The organism is Streptomyces fragilis, from assembly GCF_003112515.1.
Classification (GTDB): domain Bacteria; phylum Actinomycetota; class Actinomycetes; order Streptomycetales; family Streptomycetaceae; genus Streptomyces; species Streptomyces fragilis.
On record NZ_BEVZ01000002.1, the window covers coordinates 1,664,035 to 1,681,183 of the forward strand.

A 17,149-nucleotide genomic window follows, 5' to 3' on the forward strand; every position below is an offset into this window, starting at 1 on the left:
GTGGGTGACCCCCCTGCGTGCGCGCGCCGACGCGCCACGTAGGCTGGGGCGACGCCGCAATCACGGCAAGCGGTGACGAAACGGCGTATATCTCGCACTCGAACGCCTCGCCCTGCGCACGGCGTGTCCGAAATAGTGCGATTTAGGTCCACAGTGTAGAACGGGAGACATGACGGCAATGGCTACGGAAGTTTCCCGACCCGTAGGGTCCGCCGTCCCCGTCCAGGGCCGCGCGTGGTGAGGCGAGCGGCGGCGCCGTGTGCCGGGGACGGCACCCTCGTCAAGGCGGCCGACGAGAACTTCCCGGTGGCGCCGTTCTTCCTGCCCCGCGCCTGGCGTGAGGACCTGATGGCCGTCTACGGCTTCGCCCGTCTGGTCGACGACATCGGCGACGGCGATCTCGCCCCCGGCGGCGAGGACGCCCGGCTGCTCGGCGCCGCCCCGGCGGACGCGGACGACCGGCTCCTGCTGCTCGACGCCCTGGAGGCCGACCTGGACCGCCTGTTCGGCGGCCAGGGTCCGCGCCATCCGCTGATCACGGCCCTCGCGCCCACGGTGCGCCGCACCGGCCTCACCCCCGAGCCGTTCCTCGGCCTGATCGCCGCCAACCGGCAGGACCAGCAGGTCACCCGGTACGAGACCTGGGACGACCTGCTCGCCTACTGCGAACTGTCGGCCAACCCGGTGGGCCGCCTGGTGCTCGCGGTCACCGGCACCGCCACCCCCGAACGGATCCGCCGCTCCGACGCGGTGTGCACCGCGCTCCAGGTCGTCGAACACCTCCAGGACGTCCGGGAGGACCTGGAACGGGGCCGGATCTACCTGCCGTCGCAGGACATGAAGCGTTTCCACGTCGACGAGGCCGCCCTGGCCGCCCCCACCGCCGGCGCCTCCGTGCGCGCGCTGATCGCCTTCGAGGCGGAGCGCGCGCGGACGCTGCTCGACGAGGGCGGCCCCCTGGTGGCGAGCGTCTCCGGACGCCTGCGCCTGCTGCTGGCCGGTTTCGTCGCCGGCGGCCGGGCGGCGCTGGCCGCCGTCGCCGCCGCCGGGTTCGACGTGCTGCCCGGTCCGCCGAAGCCCGGCAAGCTCCGCCTGCTGCGCGAGGCGGGCGTGATCCTGCGAGGAGAGAGGTGACCCCGTCCGTGGACCTGGAACAGGACGTGTCCGCGCCGGTGCTCGCCGCCTACAGCTACTGCGAGACCGTCACCGGACAACAGGCGCGCAACTTCGCCTACGGCATCCGGCTGCTGCCCGAGGCCAAACGCCGTGCCATGTCGGCCCTGTACGCCTTCTCCCGGCGGGTGGACGACATCGGCGACGGCGACCTGCCGGACGAGGTGAAGGCGCTCAGGCTGAAGGAGACCCGGGCGCTGCTCGGCCGGGTCCGCGACGGCGAGATCGACGCCTACGAGACGGACCCGGTGGCGGTGGCCCTGGCGCACGCGGCGCGGGTCTTCCCGATACCGCTGGACGGCCTGGACGAGCTGATCGACGGCGTGGTGATGGACGTCCACGGCGCGACCTACGAGACCTGGGACGACCTCGCCCTGTACTGCCGCTGCGTGGCGGGGGCGATCGGCCGCCTCTCCCTCGGGGTGTTCGGCGCCGACCCGGGGGCGCGCGACGCCGAACGCGCGCCCGAGTACGCCGACACCCTGGGTCTCGCGCTCCAGCTCACCAACATCCTGCGCGACGTCCGCGAGGACGCCGGGAACGGGCGCGTCTACCTCCCCGCCGAGGACCTGGCGAAGTTCGGCTGCACCGGCGGATTCGACGGCCCGACCCCGCCGGCCGGCTCCGACTTCGCCGGACTGGTCCACTTCGAGGTCCGCCGGGCGCGCGCCCTGTTCGCGGAGGGCTACCGGCTGCTGCCCATGCTGGACCGGCGCAGCGGCGCCTGCGTCGCCGCCATGGCGGGCATCTACCGGCGGCTGCTGGACCGCATCGAACGCGACCCGCACGCCGTGCTGCGCGGCCGGGTCTCGCTGCCCGGCCGGGAGAAGGCGTACGTCGCCGTGCGCGGCCTGTCCGGTCTCGACGCACGCACCGTCACCCGGCGCGACGCCAGGAGGCCTTCCTGATGGGGGCCCCGGAACACGGGCGCACCGGCGCCGCCGCGCCCTGCGCGGACACGCACGCGCCGGGCCGCCCCGGCCGCCTGCCGCGAACCGGCCGGCCACCAGGGAAGGGGACGCGATGACCCGCACCGCCACGGCCCGCGCCGCGGGCGACGCCGTCGTCGTGGGCGGAGGGCTGGCCGGCGTCACCGCCGCGCTGTCCCTCGCCGACAGCGGGGTCCGCGTCACCCTGCTGGAGGGCCGCCCCCGGCTCGGCGGCCTCGCCTTCTCCTTCCGCAGGGGCGAGCTGACCGTGGACAACGGACAGCACGTGTACCTGCGCTGCTGCACCGCCTACCGCTGGTTCCTCGACCGCGTCGGGGGCGCCGCCCTCGCGCCGCTGCAGGAACGTCTCGACGTGCCCGTCCTCGACGTCGCCCGGCCACCGGGCCGGCGGCTGGGGCGCCTGCGGCGCGACGCGCTGCCGGTGCCGCTGCACCTGGGCCGCAGCCTCACCGCCTACCCCCACCTCTCCCTCGCCGACCGCGCCCGGGTGGGCCGCGCGGCCGCCGCGCTGTACCGGCTCGACCCGGCCGACCCGGCCCTGGACGCACGCGACTTCGGCGGCTGGCTGGCCGAGCACGGGCAGTCGCCGCGCGCCGTCCGGGCGCTGTGGGACCTGATCGGCGTCGCCACCCTCAACGCCCGCGCCGACGACGTCTCGCTGGCCCTGGCCGCCATGGTGCTGCGCACCGGACTGCTCTCCGAGGCGGGCGCCTCCGACATCGGGTGGGCCCGGGTTCCGCTCGGTGAGCTCCACGACACCCTGGCCCGCCGCGCACTGGAGGCCGCGGGAGTCCAGGTCCTCACCCGGGCCCGGGCGACCGGCCTGGCGCGCCGGGAGGACGGCCGCTGGCAGGTCGCCCTCGCCGAGGGCGCGGGGGGCGCGCGGACGATCGAGGCCGACGCCGTCGTCCTCGCCGTACCGCCCCGCGAGACCCACGGCCTGCTGCCCGGCGGCGCCCTCGAGGACGCGGGACGGCTCCTGGAGATCGGGCACTCGCCCATCCTCAACGTGCACGTCGTCTACGACCGCAAGGTCCTCGACGCGCCCTTCGTGGCCGCGCTCGGCACCCCGATCCAGTGGGTGTTCGACCGCACCGAGGCCTCCGGGCTCACCGAGGGGCAGTACCTGGCGCTCTCCCAGTCCGCGGCCGACGAGGACATCGACGCGCCCGTCGCCGACCTGCGCGCCCGGTACCTGCCGGAGCTGGAGGAACTGCTGCCGCTCACCCGCGGCGCCCGGGTGCGGGACTTCTTCGTCACCCGGGAACGCACCGCCACCTTCGCCCCCGCCCCCGGCGTCGGGCGACTGCGGCCCGGGGCGCGCACCCGGCTGCCCGGCCTCAGCCTGGCCGGAGCGTGGACCGCGACCGGCTGGCCCGCCACCATGGAGGGCGCGGTGCGCAGCGGTGTGAGCGCGGCCGACGCCGCCCTGGCCTCCCTGGGCCGCGCCCGCCTCGTCCGCCACGCCTTCGCACCCGACCCGGCGCCCGCCGGGACCCTCCCGGGCGGCGCCGCGTGAGCGCCCGCGCCGCCGAAGGCGCTCCCCCCAACCCTGTCACCCCACGAGGAGAGATCGTGCCCACTGTGCCCCCGGCCGAGAAGGCCGCCGACGCGGTGAACGTGACCGCGCTGCTGGAGCGCGGCCGGACGCTGGCCACACCGGTGCTCAGGGCCGCCGTGGAGCGTCTCGCGCCGCCGATGGACACCGTCGCCGCCTACCACTTCGGCTGGATCGACGCCGCGGGCAACCAGGCCGCCGGCGACGGCGGCAAGGCGGTGCGCCCCGCGCTCGCGGTGATGTCCGCGGAGGCCGCCGGCGCCGACCCCGAGGTCGGCGTCCCCGGAGCCGTCGCCGTGGAGCTGGTCCACAACTTCTCGCTGCTGCACGACGACCTGATGGACGGCGACGAGCAGCGCCGCCACCGCGACACCGTGTGGAAGGTGCACGGCCCCGCCCAGGCCATCCTGGTCGGCGACGCGCTGTTCGCCCTCGCCAATGAGGTTCTGCTGGAGCTCGGCACCGTCGAGGCCGGCCGCGCCACCCGCCGGCTCACCACCGCCAGCCGCGCCCTGATCGACGGTCAGGCCCAGGACATCTCCTACGAGCACCGCGAGCGGGTCACCGTCGACGAGTGCCTGGAGATGGAGGGCAACAAGACCGGCGCCCTGCTCGCCTGCGCCTGCTCCATCGGCGCCGTCCTCGGCGGCGCCGACGACCGCACCGCCGACGCCCTCGAGCGCTACGGCTACCACCTCGGCCTCGCCTTCCAGGCCGTCGACGACCTGCTCGGCATCTGGGGCGACCCGGAGTCCACCGGCAAGCAGACCTGGAGCGACCTGCGCCAGCGCAAGAAGTCCCTGCCGGTGGTGGCGGCCCTCGCCGCCGGCGGTCCCGCCTCCGAGAAGCTGGGGGCGATCCTCGCCGCCGACGCGAAGACCGCCGACCTGCGCCCCGCCGACTTTGAGGACTTCTCCGAGGAGGAGTTCGCCTCCCGCGCCGCCCTCATCGAGGAGGCCGGCGGCCGCACCTGGACCGCCGACGAGGCCCGCCGCCAGCACGCCATCGCCGTCCGGGCGCTCGACGAGGTGCGGATGCCCACCCGGGTGCGGGAACAGTTCGTGGCGCTCGCCGACTTCGTGGTGGTTCGCACGAGATGATCCCGGAAGGTCCTCGCATCGCGTAGTCGCCGGCGGCTTCCCCCGGGAGCCGGCCGACGGCGGACCCGCAGCAGCCACACCACTGCAGGAAGGGGAAGCCATGACCGCGACAACCGACGGAAGCACCGGCGCGCTGCCCTCACGCGCAGACCCGGCGGCCGGAACGCTCCCGGCCGACCACGCCGTCCGTCCCCCCGGGGACGGACCGGCCGGCCCACGGGAGGCAGCGGCGCTCGCCGCCCGGCGGGCCGCCGACCACCTGCTGGCCACCCAGGACGCCGAGGGCTGGTGGAAGGGCGACCTGGAGACCAACGTCACCATGGACGCCGAGGACCTGCTGCTGCGTCAGTTCCTCGGCATCCTCGACGAGGACACCGCCCGTGCCGCCGCCCTGTACGTCCGCGGCAAGCAGCGCGAGGACGGCGCCTGGGACACCTTCCACGGAGGGCCCGGCGACCTCTCCGCCACCGTCGAGGCCTACGTCGCCCTCCGGCTGGCGGGCGACGCGCCCGACGCGCCCCACATGGCCCGGGCCGCCGCCTGGGTCCGCGAACAGGGCGGCATCGCCGCCACCCGCGTCTTCACCCGCATCTGGCTCGCGCTCTTCGGCTGGTGGCCGTGGCGGGACCTGCCCGAGCTGCCGCCCGAGCTGATCTTCCTGCCGAAGTGGTTCCCGCTCAACATCTACGACTTCGGCTGCTGGGCCCGGCAGACCATCGTGCCGCTCACCGTCGTCTCGGCCGAGCGGCCGGTGCGACCGGCCCCGTTCGCCCTCGACGAGCTGCACACCGACCCCGCGGAGCCGAACCCGCCCCGGCCGCACGCCCCGCTCGCCAGCTGGGACGGCGTCTTCCAGCGGCTGGACGACGCGCTGCGCCGCTACCGCACCGCCGCACCGCGGCCGCTGCGCCGCGCCGCGATGAACGCGGCCGGCCGCTGGATCGTCGAACGGCAGGAGAACGACGGCTGCTGGGGCGGCATCCAGCCCCCGCACGTCTACTCGCTGATCGCCCTCCACCTGCTCGGCTACGACCTCGGCCACCCGGTGATGCGCGCCGGCATCGAGGCCCTCGACCGCTTCGCGGTACGGCGCGACAACGGCGCCCGGATGGTCGAGGCCTGCCAGTCTCCCGTCTGGGACACCTGCCTCGCCGTCATCGCGCTGGCCGACGCGGGGCTGCCCGCCGACCACCCCGGCCTGGTCAGGGCCGCCGACTGGATGCTCGGCGAGCAGGTCGTCAGGCCCGGTGACTGGTCCGTGCGCAGACCCGGACTCCCGCCGGGCGGCTGGGCCTTCGAGTTCCACAACGACAACTACCCGGACATGGACGACACCGCCGAGGTCGTCCTCGCGCTGCGCCGGGTCCGCCACCACGACCCGGAGCGGGTGGAACACGCCGTCGCCCGCGGGGTGCGGTGGAACCTCGGCATGCAGTCCGCCGGCGGCGGCTGGGGCGCCTTCGACGTGGACAACACCAGCGCGCTGCCCAACCGGCTGCCGTTCTGCGACTTCGGCGAGGTGATCGACCCGCCGTCCGCCGACGTCACCGCCCACGTGGTGGAGATGCTCGCCGTCGAGGGCCTCGCCGACGACCCTCGCACCCGGCGCGGCATCGACTGGCTGCTGCGCGAACAGGAGCCGGACGGCAGCTGGTTCGGCCGCTGGGGCGTCAACTACCTCTACGGCACGGGCTCCGTGGTGCCGGCACTGGTCGCCGCCGGGCTGCCGGCCGGGCACCCCGCGATCCGCCGCGCGGTCGCCTGGCTGCACCGCGTGCAGAACGCCGACGGCGGCTGGGGCGAGGACCTGCGCTCCTACCGGGAGGCGGGATGGGCGGGCCGCGGCGACTCCACCGCCTCGCAGACCGCCTGGGCGCTGATGGCACTGCTGGCCGCGGGGGAGCGGGAGACCGCCGCCGTCGAACGGGGTGTCGCCTGGCTGGCCGCCACCCAGCGCGAGGACGGCACCTGGGACGAGCCCCAGTTCACCGGCACCGGCTTCCCCTGGGACTTCTCCATCAACTACCACCTCTACCGGCAGGTGTTCCCGCTCACCGCCCTCGGCCGGTACCTCCACGGGGAACCGTTCGCCGCGAAGGCCCGGTGATGAGCACCCCGGCCGGGCCGCCGGACCCGTCCGCGCCCGCCCCGCTGCTGGTGGCCTGCGCGCTCGGCATCGAGCAGCTCGCCCTGCGCGCCGGGGCCCGCGGCGCCGGCCGCGCGGGCGGGCCGGGCGGACCCGTCACCGTGCTGCGCACCGGCATGGGCGCCGCCGCGGCCCGGCGCTCCCTGACCCTCGCCCTGGCCGGGGAGGCGCTGCGGGACGCGGCGGTCCTCGCCACCGGCTTCTGCGCCGGACTCGCCCCCGGCATGCACCCCGGCGACCTGGTGGTCGCCGAGGAGGCCCGGGACGCCCAGGGCCACGTGCGGTGCGCCGGCGCCGGAACGCTGGTGAAGGAACTCACCCGGGCCCTGCCGGGCCGCACCGTCCACACCGGGGTCCTCGCCGGGACCGACCACGTGGTCCGCGGCGCGGAGCGGACGGCGCTGCGGCGCGGCGGGGCCGTCGCCGCCGACATGGAGTCCGCCGCCACCCTGCTCGCCGCCGTCGGCGCCGGAACCCGTCCGGTTGCCGCCGTCCGGGTGGTCGTTGACGCCCCGGAGCACGAACTTGTACGAATCGGGACGGTTCGGGGTGGAATAACGGCGTTCCATGTCCTTCGTCGCGTACTCCCCGCGTTCTTCGAATGGCACCGTTCCCTGCCGCCCCCCGAGAGGTGAGCCCAGATGGCCATGCCGCTGCGCCAGTCCGTCACGGTCGCTACTTATCTGGCCCGACAGAAGCTCCGCCGCCGGGACAAGTTCCCGCTCATCGTGGAACTCGAGCCGCTCTTCGCCTGCAACCTCGCGTGCGAGGGGTGCGGCAAGATCCAGCACCCCGCCGGCGTCCTCAAGCAGCGCATGCCGGTCGCCCAGGCCGTCGGCGCGGTCGTCGAGTCCGGCGCGCCCATGGTCTCCATCGCCGGCGGCGAGCCGCTGATGCACCCCCAGATCCACGAGATCGTCCGCCAGCTGGTGGCCCGGCGCAAGTACGTCTTCCTCTGCACCAACGCCCTGCTGCTGCGCAAGAAGCTCGACCTGTTCACCCCCTCGCGCTACTTCGCCTTCGCCGTCCACATCGACGGCCTGCGCGAGCGGCACGACGCCTCGGTCGCCAAGGAGGGCGTCTTCGACGAGGCCGTGGAGGCCGTCAAGGAGGCCAAGCGGCGCGGCTTCCGGGTCACCACCAACTCCACCTTCTTCAACACCGACACCCCGCAGACCGTCGTCGAGGTCCTCGACTACCTCAACGACGAGCTGGAGGTGGACGAGATGATGATCTCGCCCGCCTACGCCTACGAGAAGGCCCCCGACCAGGAGCACTTCCTCGGCGTCGAGCAGACCCGCGAACTGTTCCGCAAGGCCTTCGCCGGCGGCAACCGCCGCCGCTGGCGGCTCAACCACTCGCCGCTCTTCCTGGACTTCCTGGAGGGCCGCGCCGACTTCGCCTGCACCGCCTGGGCGATCCCCAACTACTCGCTCTTCGGCTGGCAGCGGCCGTGCTACCTGATGAGCGACGGTTACGTGCCCACCTACCGGGAGCTGGTCGAGGAGACCGACTGGGACAAGTACGGCCGCGGCAAGGACCCCCGCTGCGCCAACTGCATGGCCCACTGCGGCTACGAGCCCACCGCCGTGCTGGCCACCATGGGATCGCTCAAGGAGTCGCTGCGGGCCCTGCGGGAGACGGTGGCCACCAACCGGGCCGGCCGGCCGCAGGAACGGGTGGCGGCCGCCGCGGTGAAGGAACTCCCGTGACGGAGTTCGACCTGGCGGCGCTGCTGGCCGACCGCGCGGGGGAGCGGTACGCCCTGCACGAGCGGCACCTGAACCACCAGCTCCCCAGGATGCTGCGCACCCTCGGCTTCGACAGGCTCTACGAGCGGGCCGAGGGCGCCCACTTCTTCGACAGCGAGGGGAACGACTACCTCGACATGCTCGCCGGGTTCGGCGTGATGGGCCTCGGCCGCCACCACCCGGTGGTCCGCAAGGCGCTCCACGACGTCCTCGACGCCCGGCTCGCCGACCTCACCCGTTTCGACTGCCCGCCGCTGCCGGGGCTCCTCGCCGAGCGACTGCTGGCCCACAGTCCGCACCTGGAGCGCGTCTTCTTCTGCAACAGCGGCACCGAGGCGGTGGAGACGGCGCTGAAGTTCGCCCGCCGGGCCACCGGGCGGCCCAGGATCCTGCACTGCGACCACGCCTTCCACGGCCTGACGGTCGGCTCGCTGTCGGTCAACGGGGAGGCGGGCTTCCGGGACGGCTTCGGGCCGCTGCTGCCGGGCACCGCCGTCCCGCTGGGCGACCTCGGCGCACTGGAGCGGGAACTGGCCCGGGGGGACGTCGCCGCGCTGATCGTCGAGTCCGTCCAGGGCAAGGGCGTGCACGAGGCGCCGCCCGGCTACCTGCGCGCCGCCCGGCAACTGCTGCACCGGCACAAGGCGCTGCTGATCGCCGACGAGGTGCAGACCGGGCTCGGGCGCACCGGCGACTTCTATGCCTACCAGCACGAGGAGGGGGTGGAACCGGACCTGGTGTGCGTGGCCAAGGCGCTCTCCGGCGGCTACGTGCCGGTGGGGGCGACGCTCGGCAAGGACTGGATCTTCAAGAAGGTGTACTCCTCCATGGACCGGGTGCTGGTCCACTCCGCCAGCTTCGGATCGAACGCGCAGGCGATGGCCGCGGGACTCGCCGTGCTCTCGGTGATGGAGAACGACCGGATCGTCGAGCGTGCCCGGGCCACCGGGGACCTGCTGCGGTCGCGGCTGGCGGCGCTCACCGAACGCTACGAGCTGCTCGCGGAGGTCCGGGGCCGGGGCCTGATGATCGGCATCGAGTTCGGCCGTCCGCGTTCGCTGAGGCTGCGGGGGAGGTGGGCGATGCTGCAGGCGGCCCGCAAGGGGCTCTTCGCGCAGACGGTGGTCGTGCCGCTGCTGCGGCGGCACCACATCCTCACCCAGGTGTCCGGCGACCACCTGGAGGTGATCAAGCTGATCCCTCCCCTGATCATCGGCGAACGGGAGGTGGACCGCTTCGTCACCGCCTTCACGGCGGTGATGGACGAGGCGCACGAGGGCGGGCTGGTCTGGGACTTCGGGCGGCACCTCGTGCGCCAGGCGGTCGCCAACCGCTGATCCGCCCCGCCGATCAGCACCTCTTGCCTCAGAGGCAAAGGATTTGCCTTGGAGGCAAGACGGTGGCTGAATGGTGACATGCCCGCCGCAGCACAGGCGCCCGGCCCCGGGCCGGGAGACCTTCCCAGCGTAGCTCCGACGCTCCGCGCACTCCGGCACCGGACCGGCCTCACGCTCGAGGCCGCCGCCCGGGCCGCCGACCTCTCACCGGCCCACCTCTCCCGCCTGGAGACCGGCCACCGCCAGCCGTCCCTGCCCGTCCTCCTCGGGCTCGCCCGCGTCTACGGCACCACCGTCTCCGAACTGCTCGGCGAGACCACCCCCGACCGCGAGGCCGTGGTGCGGGCGGCCGCCGCCGCGGAGACCCGGGCCGGCGGATGGAGCTACTGGCCCGCCGGGGCGCCGGGTCGCGCCATGCAGGCCCTGCGGGTCCGCATCCCGCACAGCGGCGGCCCCCAGGACCAGGTGGTCCGGGTCCACCCGGGTGAGGAATGGCTGCACGTCCTCGCCGGCGGTCTCCGCCTCCACCTGGGTGACACGTCCCACGCGCTCGGCCCCGGCGACAGCGCCCACTTCGACTCCCTCACCCCGCACCGCCTGGCCGCCGAGGGCCCCGACGGCGCCGAGCTCCTGTTCGTCCACACCCTGCTGCAGAGCCCCACGGCCGCCCTGTGCCTCGGACCCGAGGCGACCGGCGGCCACCCGACCCCGTCCGGAGTGACGTCATGACGACCCCCGACAAGAACAACGTGCCCGACCGCCGGAACGTCGAGGACAAGTTCCCGCGCGCCCTGTGGATCCGCCTCTTCGTCTACATCGTGGCCGGCCACCTCTTCGCCGGCTTCATCTGGCTGCTCTTCGAGGCGGGCGCCCGCGCCAACTGAGCCGGGGCGCGGGCACGGCCCGCACAGCGCGAGGGCCCGGGAGCGGACATCCGCTCCCGGGCCCTCGCGCTCGCGCCGTCAGTCGAGGAGCCGCTCGCGCAGCCGCTCCCGCAGCTCCGGGGTCACGCCCAGGCCCCGCGCCAGGTAGGCGTCGACCCCGCCCCAGGTCTCCTCGATCGTCTCGAACGCGGCCCCCAGGTACTCGGGCCTCGCGTCGAACAGCGGGCTCAGCAGCTCGGTGATCTCCGGGGTGTAGGGGTCCGAGGACTCGCCGCCCCGGTGCAGGTTGTAGCGCCGGTGCGCGGCCCCCGACTTCAGGTAGTCCTCGGCGATCGCGTCCCGCTCCACGCCCAGCACCAGCAGCGTCACCGCGATCGACAGGCCCGCCCGGTCCTTGCCGGCCGAGCAGTGCATCAGCGCCGGGGCGCCGTCCTCGGCCAGGGAGCGAAGCACCTGGGAGTGCTCCTCGGTGCGCGTGAGGATGGTCTGCCGGTAGGAGGCGATCATGCGCTGCGCCGCGCGGCCGTCGCCCAGCAGCGGCCGCAGCTCGTCCACGCCTCCGCGGCGTACCCGGCGCCAGAACTCGGCGCCGTCGGCCGGGTCGGACAGCGGCAGGCGCACCTCCTGGACCCCCGGCAGCGTGACGTCGGGGCCCTCCAGGCTCCGGTCGGCCTCGTTGCGGAAGTCGAAGACGGTGCGCAGGTTGAGCGAGGCGAGGAAGGCGGCGTCCTCGGCCGTGGCGCTCGCCAGGTGACCGCTGCGGTACAGGACCCCGGGCCTCACCTTGCGGCCGTCCGCCGTGGGCATCCCGCCCACGTCGCGAAAGTTGCGCACTCCGACGAGCTGGGGCTCGGTCGACGGGACCTGCTGCGTCACGGGGGCTCCTCCCACTAGGCCCCGCCGGCGCGGCATCCGGCGGGTGCGCTCCGACGATACGACACGTGTCGCCAGGGCAAGGAGGGTGCCGTCGCCCCGGAGCCGCGGCGGCCCCTGGAACCCGCTTATTGCGCATTTCGGGCAAAACGTACCAATGATGATTTGTCTCTTGATAGCCCAACTCTTGTGATGCGTGGGGCTGGTGGGGAGCGGGTGGGTGAGCAGCCTCATATCGGTGACCGAGCGTCGTCGGCGCCTGCGGTGCAACTGAGGCCACTCGGGCGGGACTTGCGGGGGGTTGTCGACTCTCCGTGACCGTTTTGCCCTTAAGTGATCACAAAGAATGCACCTTCGTGGAAATCCGGCGCTTGTCCGGTTGCGCTCCGGTCGCTTACGTTCACCATCCGATCCGGACGGACGCCTAATCCTGCCGCCGCCCGGATCTCTCACACTCACCCGAGTAACCCGAGTACGGCAGGAGCGGGGGACCCACAGGTACGCGCCTGTTCCGGTCTCCGGAACGGGCTTGGGGTAAAGCCGCGCACCGCGCGTCCGGGCATCTCCAGCCCGCACCCGACAGCTCACCTCGCAGGCGACGGAGAGGACAACGTCATGCCCGCGAAGCGTCAGCAGCACCGCCGTCCCACCGGCGTCCAGCGCCTCACCCGCTCCATCGCCGTCGCCGGAACGGGCGCCATGGTGCTCGGCCTGCCCCTGATGGGCTCCGCCACCGCGCACGCCGCCGCCCCGCAGAACGCCCCGCAGGGCGTCGCGGCCGCCGCGAAGAAGGCCGCCGGCCAGACCTACACGGTCAAGAAGGGCGACTCCCTCTCGAAGATCGCCGACAAGAAGAAGGTCGCGGGCGGCTGGAAGAAGCTCTACAAGATCAACCGTGAGGTCGTCGGCGACAACCCGCGCCTGATCAAGCCCGGCACCAAGCTGGACCTGGGCAAGAAGGCCGCGGCCAAGCCCGCCAAGGCCAAGCCCGCCAAGGCCGCCGCCCCCAAGAGCGAGGCGCCGACGACCACGGTGGCCGACGCGGCCGCCACCAGCGGCTACACCGCCCCCGTGGACGCCGCGAGCCTGGGCACCGCCTACCACACGCCCGGCGGCATGTGGTCCAGCGGCTACCACACCGGCGCCGACTTCGTGATCCCCACCGGCACCCCGATCAAGGCGATCGCCGCGGGCACCGTGGTCGCCGCCGGCAACGGCGGCGCCTACGGCAACCAGGTCGTCATCCAGCACGCCGACGGAATGTACTCCCAGTACGCCCACCAGTCGCAGCTGTCCGTCTCCGTCGGGCAGACCGTGACGGTCGGCCAGCAGATCGGCCTGTCCGGCGCCACCGGCAACGTGACCGGCCCGCACCTGCACTTCGAGGTCCGCACCAGCCCCGACTACGGCTCCGACGTCGACCCGGTGGCCTACCTCAACTCGCACGGGGTCAGCCTCGGCTGACGCCCCTGCGGGACCTCGCGGTTGCGCGCGGAACGAGGGCCGCACCCCCTGTCGGGGGTGCGGCCCTCGGCGTGTCCCCGCCCTCACGCGTGGTGTTTATCACCCGCCGTCAACCCCTCCCTACGGTCGCGTAGCTCACATCCGAAGGAGGAAGATGCCTCGATGTGGCAGACGATTCGAAGAATGACAGCAGAACAGTGATCGGGTCGGTCGGGTCGTACGTGGCCGTCGGGGACAGCTTCACCGAGGGCGTCGGGGACCCCGGCCCCGACGGGACGTTCGTCGGCTGGGCCGACCGCCTCGCGGTCCTCCTCGCCGACCGCAGGCCGGAGGGCGACTTCCGCTACGCCAACCTCGCCGTGCGCGGGAAACTCCTCGACCAGATCGCGGCCGACCAGGTCCCCCAGGTCCGCGACCTCGCCCCGGACCTGGTGTCCATCTGCGCGGGCGGCAACGACATCCTGCGGCCCGGCACCGACCCCGACGAGGTCGCCGAGCGCTTCGAGAAGGCCGTCGCGGAGCTCGCCTCCGCGGCCGGGACCGTCCTCGTCGCGACCGGCTTCGACACCCGGGGCGTCCCCGTCCTCAAGCACCTGCGCGGAAAGATCGCCACGTACAACGGGCACGTCCGCGCCGTCGCCGACCGGTACGGCTGCCCGGTGCTGGACCTGTGGTCCCTGCGCAGCGTCCAGGACCGCCGCGCCTGGGACAGCGACCGCCTGCACCTCTCCGCCGAGGGTCACACCCGCGTGGCCCTGCGGGCCGGACAGGTCCTCGGCCTCGAGGTCCCCGCCGACCCGGAGCAGCCCTGGCCCCCGCGCCCCCAGCGCGGCGTGCTGGAGGTACGCCTCGACGACGTCCACTGGGCGCGGGAGCACCTGGTGCCGTGGATCGGGCGACGCCTGCGCGGACAGTCCTCGGGCGACACGATCGTCGCCAAGGGTCAGTTGGCGCTGGACGACCTCAAGTCCTGGCTCGCCAGGGCCGTCTGACGCGAAGAAGACCGGGCGTGGCCGTGGCCGGGCCCCGTCCCGGCGCGGCCCGCCGGGCAACGCGAGCAGGCGCCCCGGCGTCCTGGGGAACAGGGACGTCCGCGCGGACGTTCCCAGGAACATCCGCGCGGACACACGCAACACGACGACGCCGGCACGGACCACCGGTCCGGCACGGCGGCTGGAGGCCACCTGTGAGCGACACCGGTTCCCTTGCCCGTTCCGTCTCCGCGGCAGGGGCCTCCCTGCTGCGCGGCCTGCGGCCGGTGTCCTTCGGGGCCGAGCCCCGGGGCGAGCGCCTGGCCCGCATCGAGGCGTCGCCCCATTTCGCCGACGGCGTCTTCCGCAACCCGGACGGGCCCGCCCGCACGACCCCCGCCCCCGCCGGGCGCCGCGAGCTGGCCAAGGGCTTCCTCGACCGCGAGGCCCGCGCGCTGCGCGCCCCCGCCCGGCCGATACCCGTTCATCCCGGCACGCTCGCCGAACTGTCCTCCCCGCCCGCCGACGGCCTGCGCGTCACCTGGCTCGGACACTCCACCGTGCTGACCGAGATCGACGGCCACCGGGTGCTGTTCGACCCCGTCTGGGGCGAGCGCTGCTCCCCGGTCGGCTTCGCGGGGCCCCGCCGGCTGCACCCCGTGCCGGCGCCGCTCGCCGCGCTCGGCCCGGTGGACGTGGTCGTGATCTCGCACGACCACTACGACCACCTGGACATGCCCACCATCAAGGCGCTGACGGGCACCGACACCCTGTTCGCCGTGCCGCTCGGCGTCGGCGCCCACCTGGAGCACTGGGGCGTGCCCGCCGACCGCCTGCGCGAACTCGACTGGCACGAGTCCACCCGCGTCGGCTCCCTGACGCTCACGGCCACCCCCGCCCGCCACTTCTGCGGCCGCGGCCTGCGCAACACCCAGCACACGCTGTGGGCCTCCTGGTCCGTGGCGGGTGACCGGCACCGCGTGTACCACAGCGGCGACACCGGCTACTTCGAGGGCTTCCGCGACATCGGCGCGAGCCACGGCCCGTTCGACGTGACGATGATCCAGCTCGGGGCCTACTCCGAGCACTGGCCCGACATCCACATGACGCCCGAGGAAGGCCTGCGCGCCCACCTCGACCTCCAGGGCGGCGGCCCCGGCGGCGTGCTGCTGCCCATCCACTGGGGCACCTTCAACCTGGCCCTGCACCCGTGGGCGGAGCCGGCCGAGTGGATCCACGACGTGGCCGAGGAGGCCGGGCAGCCGGTGGCGTTCCCGCGCCCCGGCGAACCCTTCACGCCGGGCGCCGAGTTGCCGGCCGAGCCGTGGTGGCGCGCGGTGTCCGCACCGCTCGACCGGCACTGGCGCCGACGCACGGCACCGGCCGCCGAGGCCTCCTCCACGGCCGGTCCGTAGGTCGGCGGGGCAGCGGCGCGGCTCCCGCACGGGCGCCGCGGTCAGCCCCGGTAGCGGCGCAGGGCGGCGAACTGCAGGACCGCGAAGCCTCCGACCGTCAGCGCCTGCATCGGGATCCAGAGCATGCCGGCCGTGGTGGGGGCGTCCAGCCACAGCAGGACCGTCACGATGCTGAGCACCGCCCACACCACGTTCGCGTCGATCACCGCCGTCACGGCCTTCACCGAAGGCGCGGGCCGAGTGGCCAGGAAGGCCACCGCCCCGGCGAAGAGGACGAGGAAGATACCCAGTTCGAACAGCAGCGCGCTGCCCACCCCCAGCAGTTCCCCCAGGGGGCCGGAGGCCACCACGTAGGCGAGCCCGTTGGCGCCGGTCACGGCGGCGTCGAGGGCGAGGAAGCGGGACAGCCATACGCGTGCGCCCTCCTGAGGGCGGCGGATTGCGGTGGTCGCGTCGGTCGTGGTCATGGCAGGTGATCCCCTCGGAGTTCGTCGGCAGCGGATTGTGCGTCGTTGCGGTTCCCACCTTCGCGTGGGGCTGACGGATCGTCGATTACCGCCGAGGTAATGAGGACGACGCACCGATCCGCCGGGGCCCCGGGCGTCCCGCGGCCCGGACCGGCAGGAGGGGTTCCGGCCTGCCGGTGGCGCGGGGCCCGGGCGGGTTCAGGCGGAGCCGGCGACGCCCACGCCGACGGCGATGAACAGCCAGCCGGTGGTCAGTTCCCAGCGGCGGCGCACGTCCGGACGGGCGAGGAAGGCCCGCATTCGCGCGGCGACCGCGACCAGGGCGAACCAGTAGACGACGCCGATCAGCACGTCCAGGACGCCGAGGAGGAAGATCTGCCGCGCCGGGGAACCCTCGCCGTGCACGAACTGCGGCAGCACGCTCAGGAAGAACAGTGCGGCCTTCGGATTGAGCACGTTGGTGAGCAGGCCCCGCCTGAAGCCGGAACGCCACCGGCCCCGCCGCCCCGCCTCGGCTCCCGAGGCGCCGGCCTCGAGCCCGGAGCCGTCCGCACAGGCCTCCACGTCGCCCGGGCTGTCCTGCGCGTCGCCCGGCCCGTACTCACGGCCGGTCCGGCCGGTGGCCGGTTTCCGCCGGGCGGCCCGTGCCCCGGCGGCACGACGGGCCGCCGACACCGCCCGCACCCCCAGGTACACGAGGTACGCCGCGCCCAGCAGCTTGACCACCTGGAAGACCACCGGAGTGCGGGCCGCGATCAGCGACAGCCCGACGGCTGCGGCGAGCATGTGGACGCACAAGCCGGTCTGGGCGCCCAGCGCCGCCGCCCGCCCCTTGGACGGGTGGGCGGCGGCAGCCTGCACCACCACGAGGAAGTCCGGGCCGGGCACCAGATAGGCGACCAGCACCACCCCCAGGAAACCGACGAGGTCGACCGACATCCGCTCTCCCTCCGTCACCCCTGCCGTCCGCGCGCCGGGGCGGCACGGCGGCACGGCGGGTACGGGTACGGGTGCCCGCCCTCGCCCGCCGAAGGCAGCGGCGTTCCGGCCACCTTGCGCG

Annotated in this window: 16 protein-coding genes and 1 riboswitch; of the genes, 13 read left to right on the forward strand and 3 right to left on the reverse strand. The window is 74.1% G+C overall.

Features of this window, described 5'->3' with window-relative positions; all coding sequences use genetic code 11:
* The first annotated feature begins 234 nt into the window (after positions 1 to 234).
* From hpnC to Sfr03f_RS09125, 10 genes are all read left to right on the forward strand, one after another.
* Positions 235 to 1,134: a squalene synthase HpnC gene (gene hpnC, locus Sfr03f_RS09080; RefSeq protein ID WP_108953123.1), complete on the forward strand. Its 900-nt coding sequence runs from the start codon at positions 235 to 237 to the stop codon at positions 1,132 to 1,134.
* Positions 1,131 to 2,081, forward strand: a complete 951-nt coding sequence (gene hpnD / locus Sfr03f_RS09085; protein ID WP_108953124.1) for a presqualene diphosphate synthase HpnD — start codon at positions 1,131 to 1,133, stop codon at positions 2,079 to 2,081. The genes hpnC and hpnD overlap by 4 nt, the downstream gene beginning before the upstream one ends.
* Before the next feature lie 115 nt (positions 2,082 to 2,196).
* Positions 2,197 to 3,642 (forward strand): hydroxysqualene dehydroxylase HpnE, encoded by a 1,446-nt coding sequence (gene hpnE, locus Sfr03f_RS09090; RefSeq protein ID WP_108953125.1) that lies wholly within the window; start codon positions 2,197 to 2,199, stop codon positions 3,640 to 3,642.
* 53 nt (positions 3,643 to 3,695) lie between these two features.
* Positions 3,696 to 4,781 carry a polyprenyl synthetase family protein gene (locus Sfr03f_RS09095; RefSeq protein WP_372514426.1) on the forward strand — a complete coding sequence of 362 codons (1,086 nt, stop codon included), beginning with the start codon at positions 3,696 to 3,698 and terminating at the stop codon, positions 4,779 to 4,781.
* Positions 4,782 to 4,881: 100 nt separating this feature from the next.
* On the forward strand, positions 4,882 to 6,888 hold the full coding sequence (gene shc / locus Sfr03f_RS09100) for a squalene--hopene cyclase (protein WP_108953127.1): 2,007 nt from the start codon (positions 4,882 to 4,884) through the stop codon (positions 6,886 to 6,888).
* Complete coding sequence (locus tag Sfr03f_RS09105; RefSeq protein ID WP_108953128.1) at positions 6,888 to 7,562, forward strand: phosphorylase family protein; 675 nt, start codon at positions 6,888 to 6,890, stop codon at positions 7,560 to 7,562. The genes shc and Sfr03f_RS09105 overlap by 1 nt, the downstream gene beginning before the upstream one ends.
* Before the next feature lie 6 nt (positions 7,563 to 7,568).
* On the forward strand, positions 7,569 to 8,639 hold the full coding sequence (hpnH, locus tag Sfr03f_RS09110; RefSeq protein ID WP_108953129.1) for an adenosyl-hopene transferase HpnH: 1,071 nt from the start codon (positions 7,569 to 7,571) through the stop codon (positions 8,637 to 8,639).
* On the forward strand, positions 8,636 to 10,015 hold the full coding sequence (locus tag Sfr03f_RS09115; protein WP_108953130.1) for an aspartate aminotransferase family protein: 1,380 nt from the start codon (positions 8,636 to 8,638) through the stop codon (positions 10,013 to 10,015). The genes hpnH and Sfr03f_RS09115 overlap by 4 nt, the downstream gene beginning before the upstream one ends.
* 78 nt (positions 10,016 to 10,093) lie before the next feature.
* Entirely contained in the window at positions 10,094 to 10,744 is a 651-nt protein-coding gene (locus tag Sfr03f_RS09120; protein ID WP_108953131.1) for a helix-turn-helix domain-containing protein, read from the forward strand.
* Positions 10,741 to 10,899, forward strand: a complete 159-nt coding sequence (locus tag Sfr03f_RS09125) for a DUF6126 family protein (protein ID WP_108953132.1) — start codon at positions 10,741 to 10,743, stop codon at positions 10,897 to 10,899. The genes Sfr03f_RS09120 and Sfr03f_RS09125 overlap by 4 nt, the downstream gene beginning before the upstream one ends.
* Positions 10,900 to 10,977: 78 nt before the next feature.
* On the opposite strand, the gene Sfr03f_RS09130 is transcribed toward Sfr03f_RS09125, so the two are convergent.
* On the reverse strand, positions 10,978 to 11,775 hold the full coding sequence (locus tag Sfr03f_RS09130) for a tyrosine-protein phosphatase (RefSeq protein ID WP_108953133.1): 798 nt from the start codon (positions 11,773 to 11,775) through the stop codon (positions 10,978 to 10,980).
* A 443-nt stretch (positions 11,776 to 12,218) separates the two neighbouring features.
* A riboswitch (cyclic di-AMP (ydaO/yuaA leader) is annotated at positions 12,219 to 12,383 on the forward strand.
* A 4-nt stretch (positions 12,384 to 12,387) separates the two neighbouring features.
* On the opposite strand from Sfr03f_RS09130, the gene Sfr03f_RS09135 reads away from it, so the two are divergent.
* The 3 genes from Sfr03f_RS09135 to Sfr03f_RS09145 all read left to right on the forward strand — a co-directional run bounded on the left by Sfr03f_RS09135 (position 12,388) and on the right by Sfr03f_RS09145 (position 15,622).
* Positions 12,388 to 13,236, forward strand: a complete 849-nt coding sequence (locus Sfr03f_RS09135; protein ID WP_108953134.1) for a M23 family metallopeptidase — start codon at positions 12,388 to 12,390, stop codon at positions 13,234 to 13,236.
* Positions 13,237 to 13,400: 164 nt separating this feature from the next.
* Positions 13,401 to 14,228 carry an SGNH/GDSL hydrolase family protein gene (locus tag Sfr03f_RS09140; protein ID WP_245967471.1) on the forward strand — a complete coding sequence of 276 codons (828 nt, stop codon included), beginning with the start codon at positions 13,401 to 13,403 and terminating at the stop codon, positions 14,226 to 14,228.
* A 245-nt stretch (positions 14,229 to 14,473) separates the two neighbouring features.
* Positions 14,474 to 15,622 (forward strand): MBL fold metallo-hydrolase, encoded by a 1,149-nt coding sequence (locus tag Sfr03f_RS09145; protein ID WP_108953561.1) that lies wholly within the window; start codon positions 14,474 to 14,476, stop codon positions 15,620 to 15,622.
* A 41-nt stretch (positions 15,623 to 15,663) separates the two neighbouring features.
* On the opposite strand, the gene Sfr03f_RS09150 is transcribed toward Sfr03f_RS09145, so the two are convergent.
* Together Sfr03f_RS09150 and Sfr03f_RS09155 are read right to left on the reverse strand one after the other, a co-directional pair.
* Positions 15,664 to 16,089, reverse strand: a complete 426-nt coding sequence (locus Sfr03f_RS09150; RefSeq protein WP_108953135.1) for a hypothetical protein — start codon at positions 16,087 to 16,089, stop codon at positions 15,664 to 15,666.
* Between the two features lie 198 nt (positions 16,090 to 16,287).
* The gene (locus Sfr03f_RS09155) at positions 16,288 to 17,028 is read right to left on the reverse strand and encodes a LysE family translocator (RefSeq protein WP_108953136.1); all 741 of its coding nucleotides are present in this window, start codon (positions 17,026 to 17,028) and stop codon (positions 16,288 to 16,290) included.
* Positions 17,029 to 17,149 lie beyond the last annotated feature (121 nt).

Coding starts and splice junctions, on each gene's coding strand:
- hpnE (WP_108953125.1), top strand. CDS start 2,197: ATGACCCGCACCGCCACGGCCCGCGCCGCGGGCGACGCCGTCGTCGTG.
- shc (WP_108953127.1), top strand. CDS start 4,882: ATGACCGCGACAACCGACGGAAGCACCGGCGCGCTGCCCTCACGCGCA.
- Sfr03f_RS09105 (WP_108953128.1), top strand. CDS start 6,888: ATGAGCACCCCGGCCGGGCCGCCGGACCCGTCCGCGCCCGCCCCGCTG.
- hpnH (WP_108953129.1), top strand. CDS start 7,569: ATGGCCATGCCGCTGCGCCAGTCCGTCACGGTCGCTACTTATCTGGCC.
- Sfr03f_RS09120 (WP_108953131.1), top strand. CDS start 10,094: ATGCCCGCCGCAGCACAGGCGCCCGGCCCCGGGCCGGGAGACCTTCCC.
- Sfr03f_RS09125 (WP_108953132.1), top strand. CDS start 10,741: ATGACGACCCCCGACAAGAACAACGTGCCCGACCGCCGGAACGTCGAG.
- Sfr03f_RS09135 (WP_108953134.1), top strand. CDS start 12,388: ATGCCCGCGAAGCGTCAGCAGCACCGCCGTCCCACCGGCGTCCAGCGC.
- Sfr03f_RS09150 (WP_108953135.1), bottom strand. CDS start 16,089: ATGACCACGACCGACGCGACCACCGCAATCCGCCGCCCTCAGGAGGGC.
- Sfr03f_RS09155 (WP_108953136.1), bottom strand. CDS start 17,028: ATGTCGGTCGACCTCGTCGGTTTCCTGGGGGTGGTGCTGGTCGCCTAT.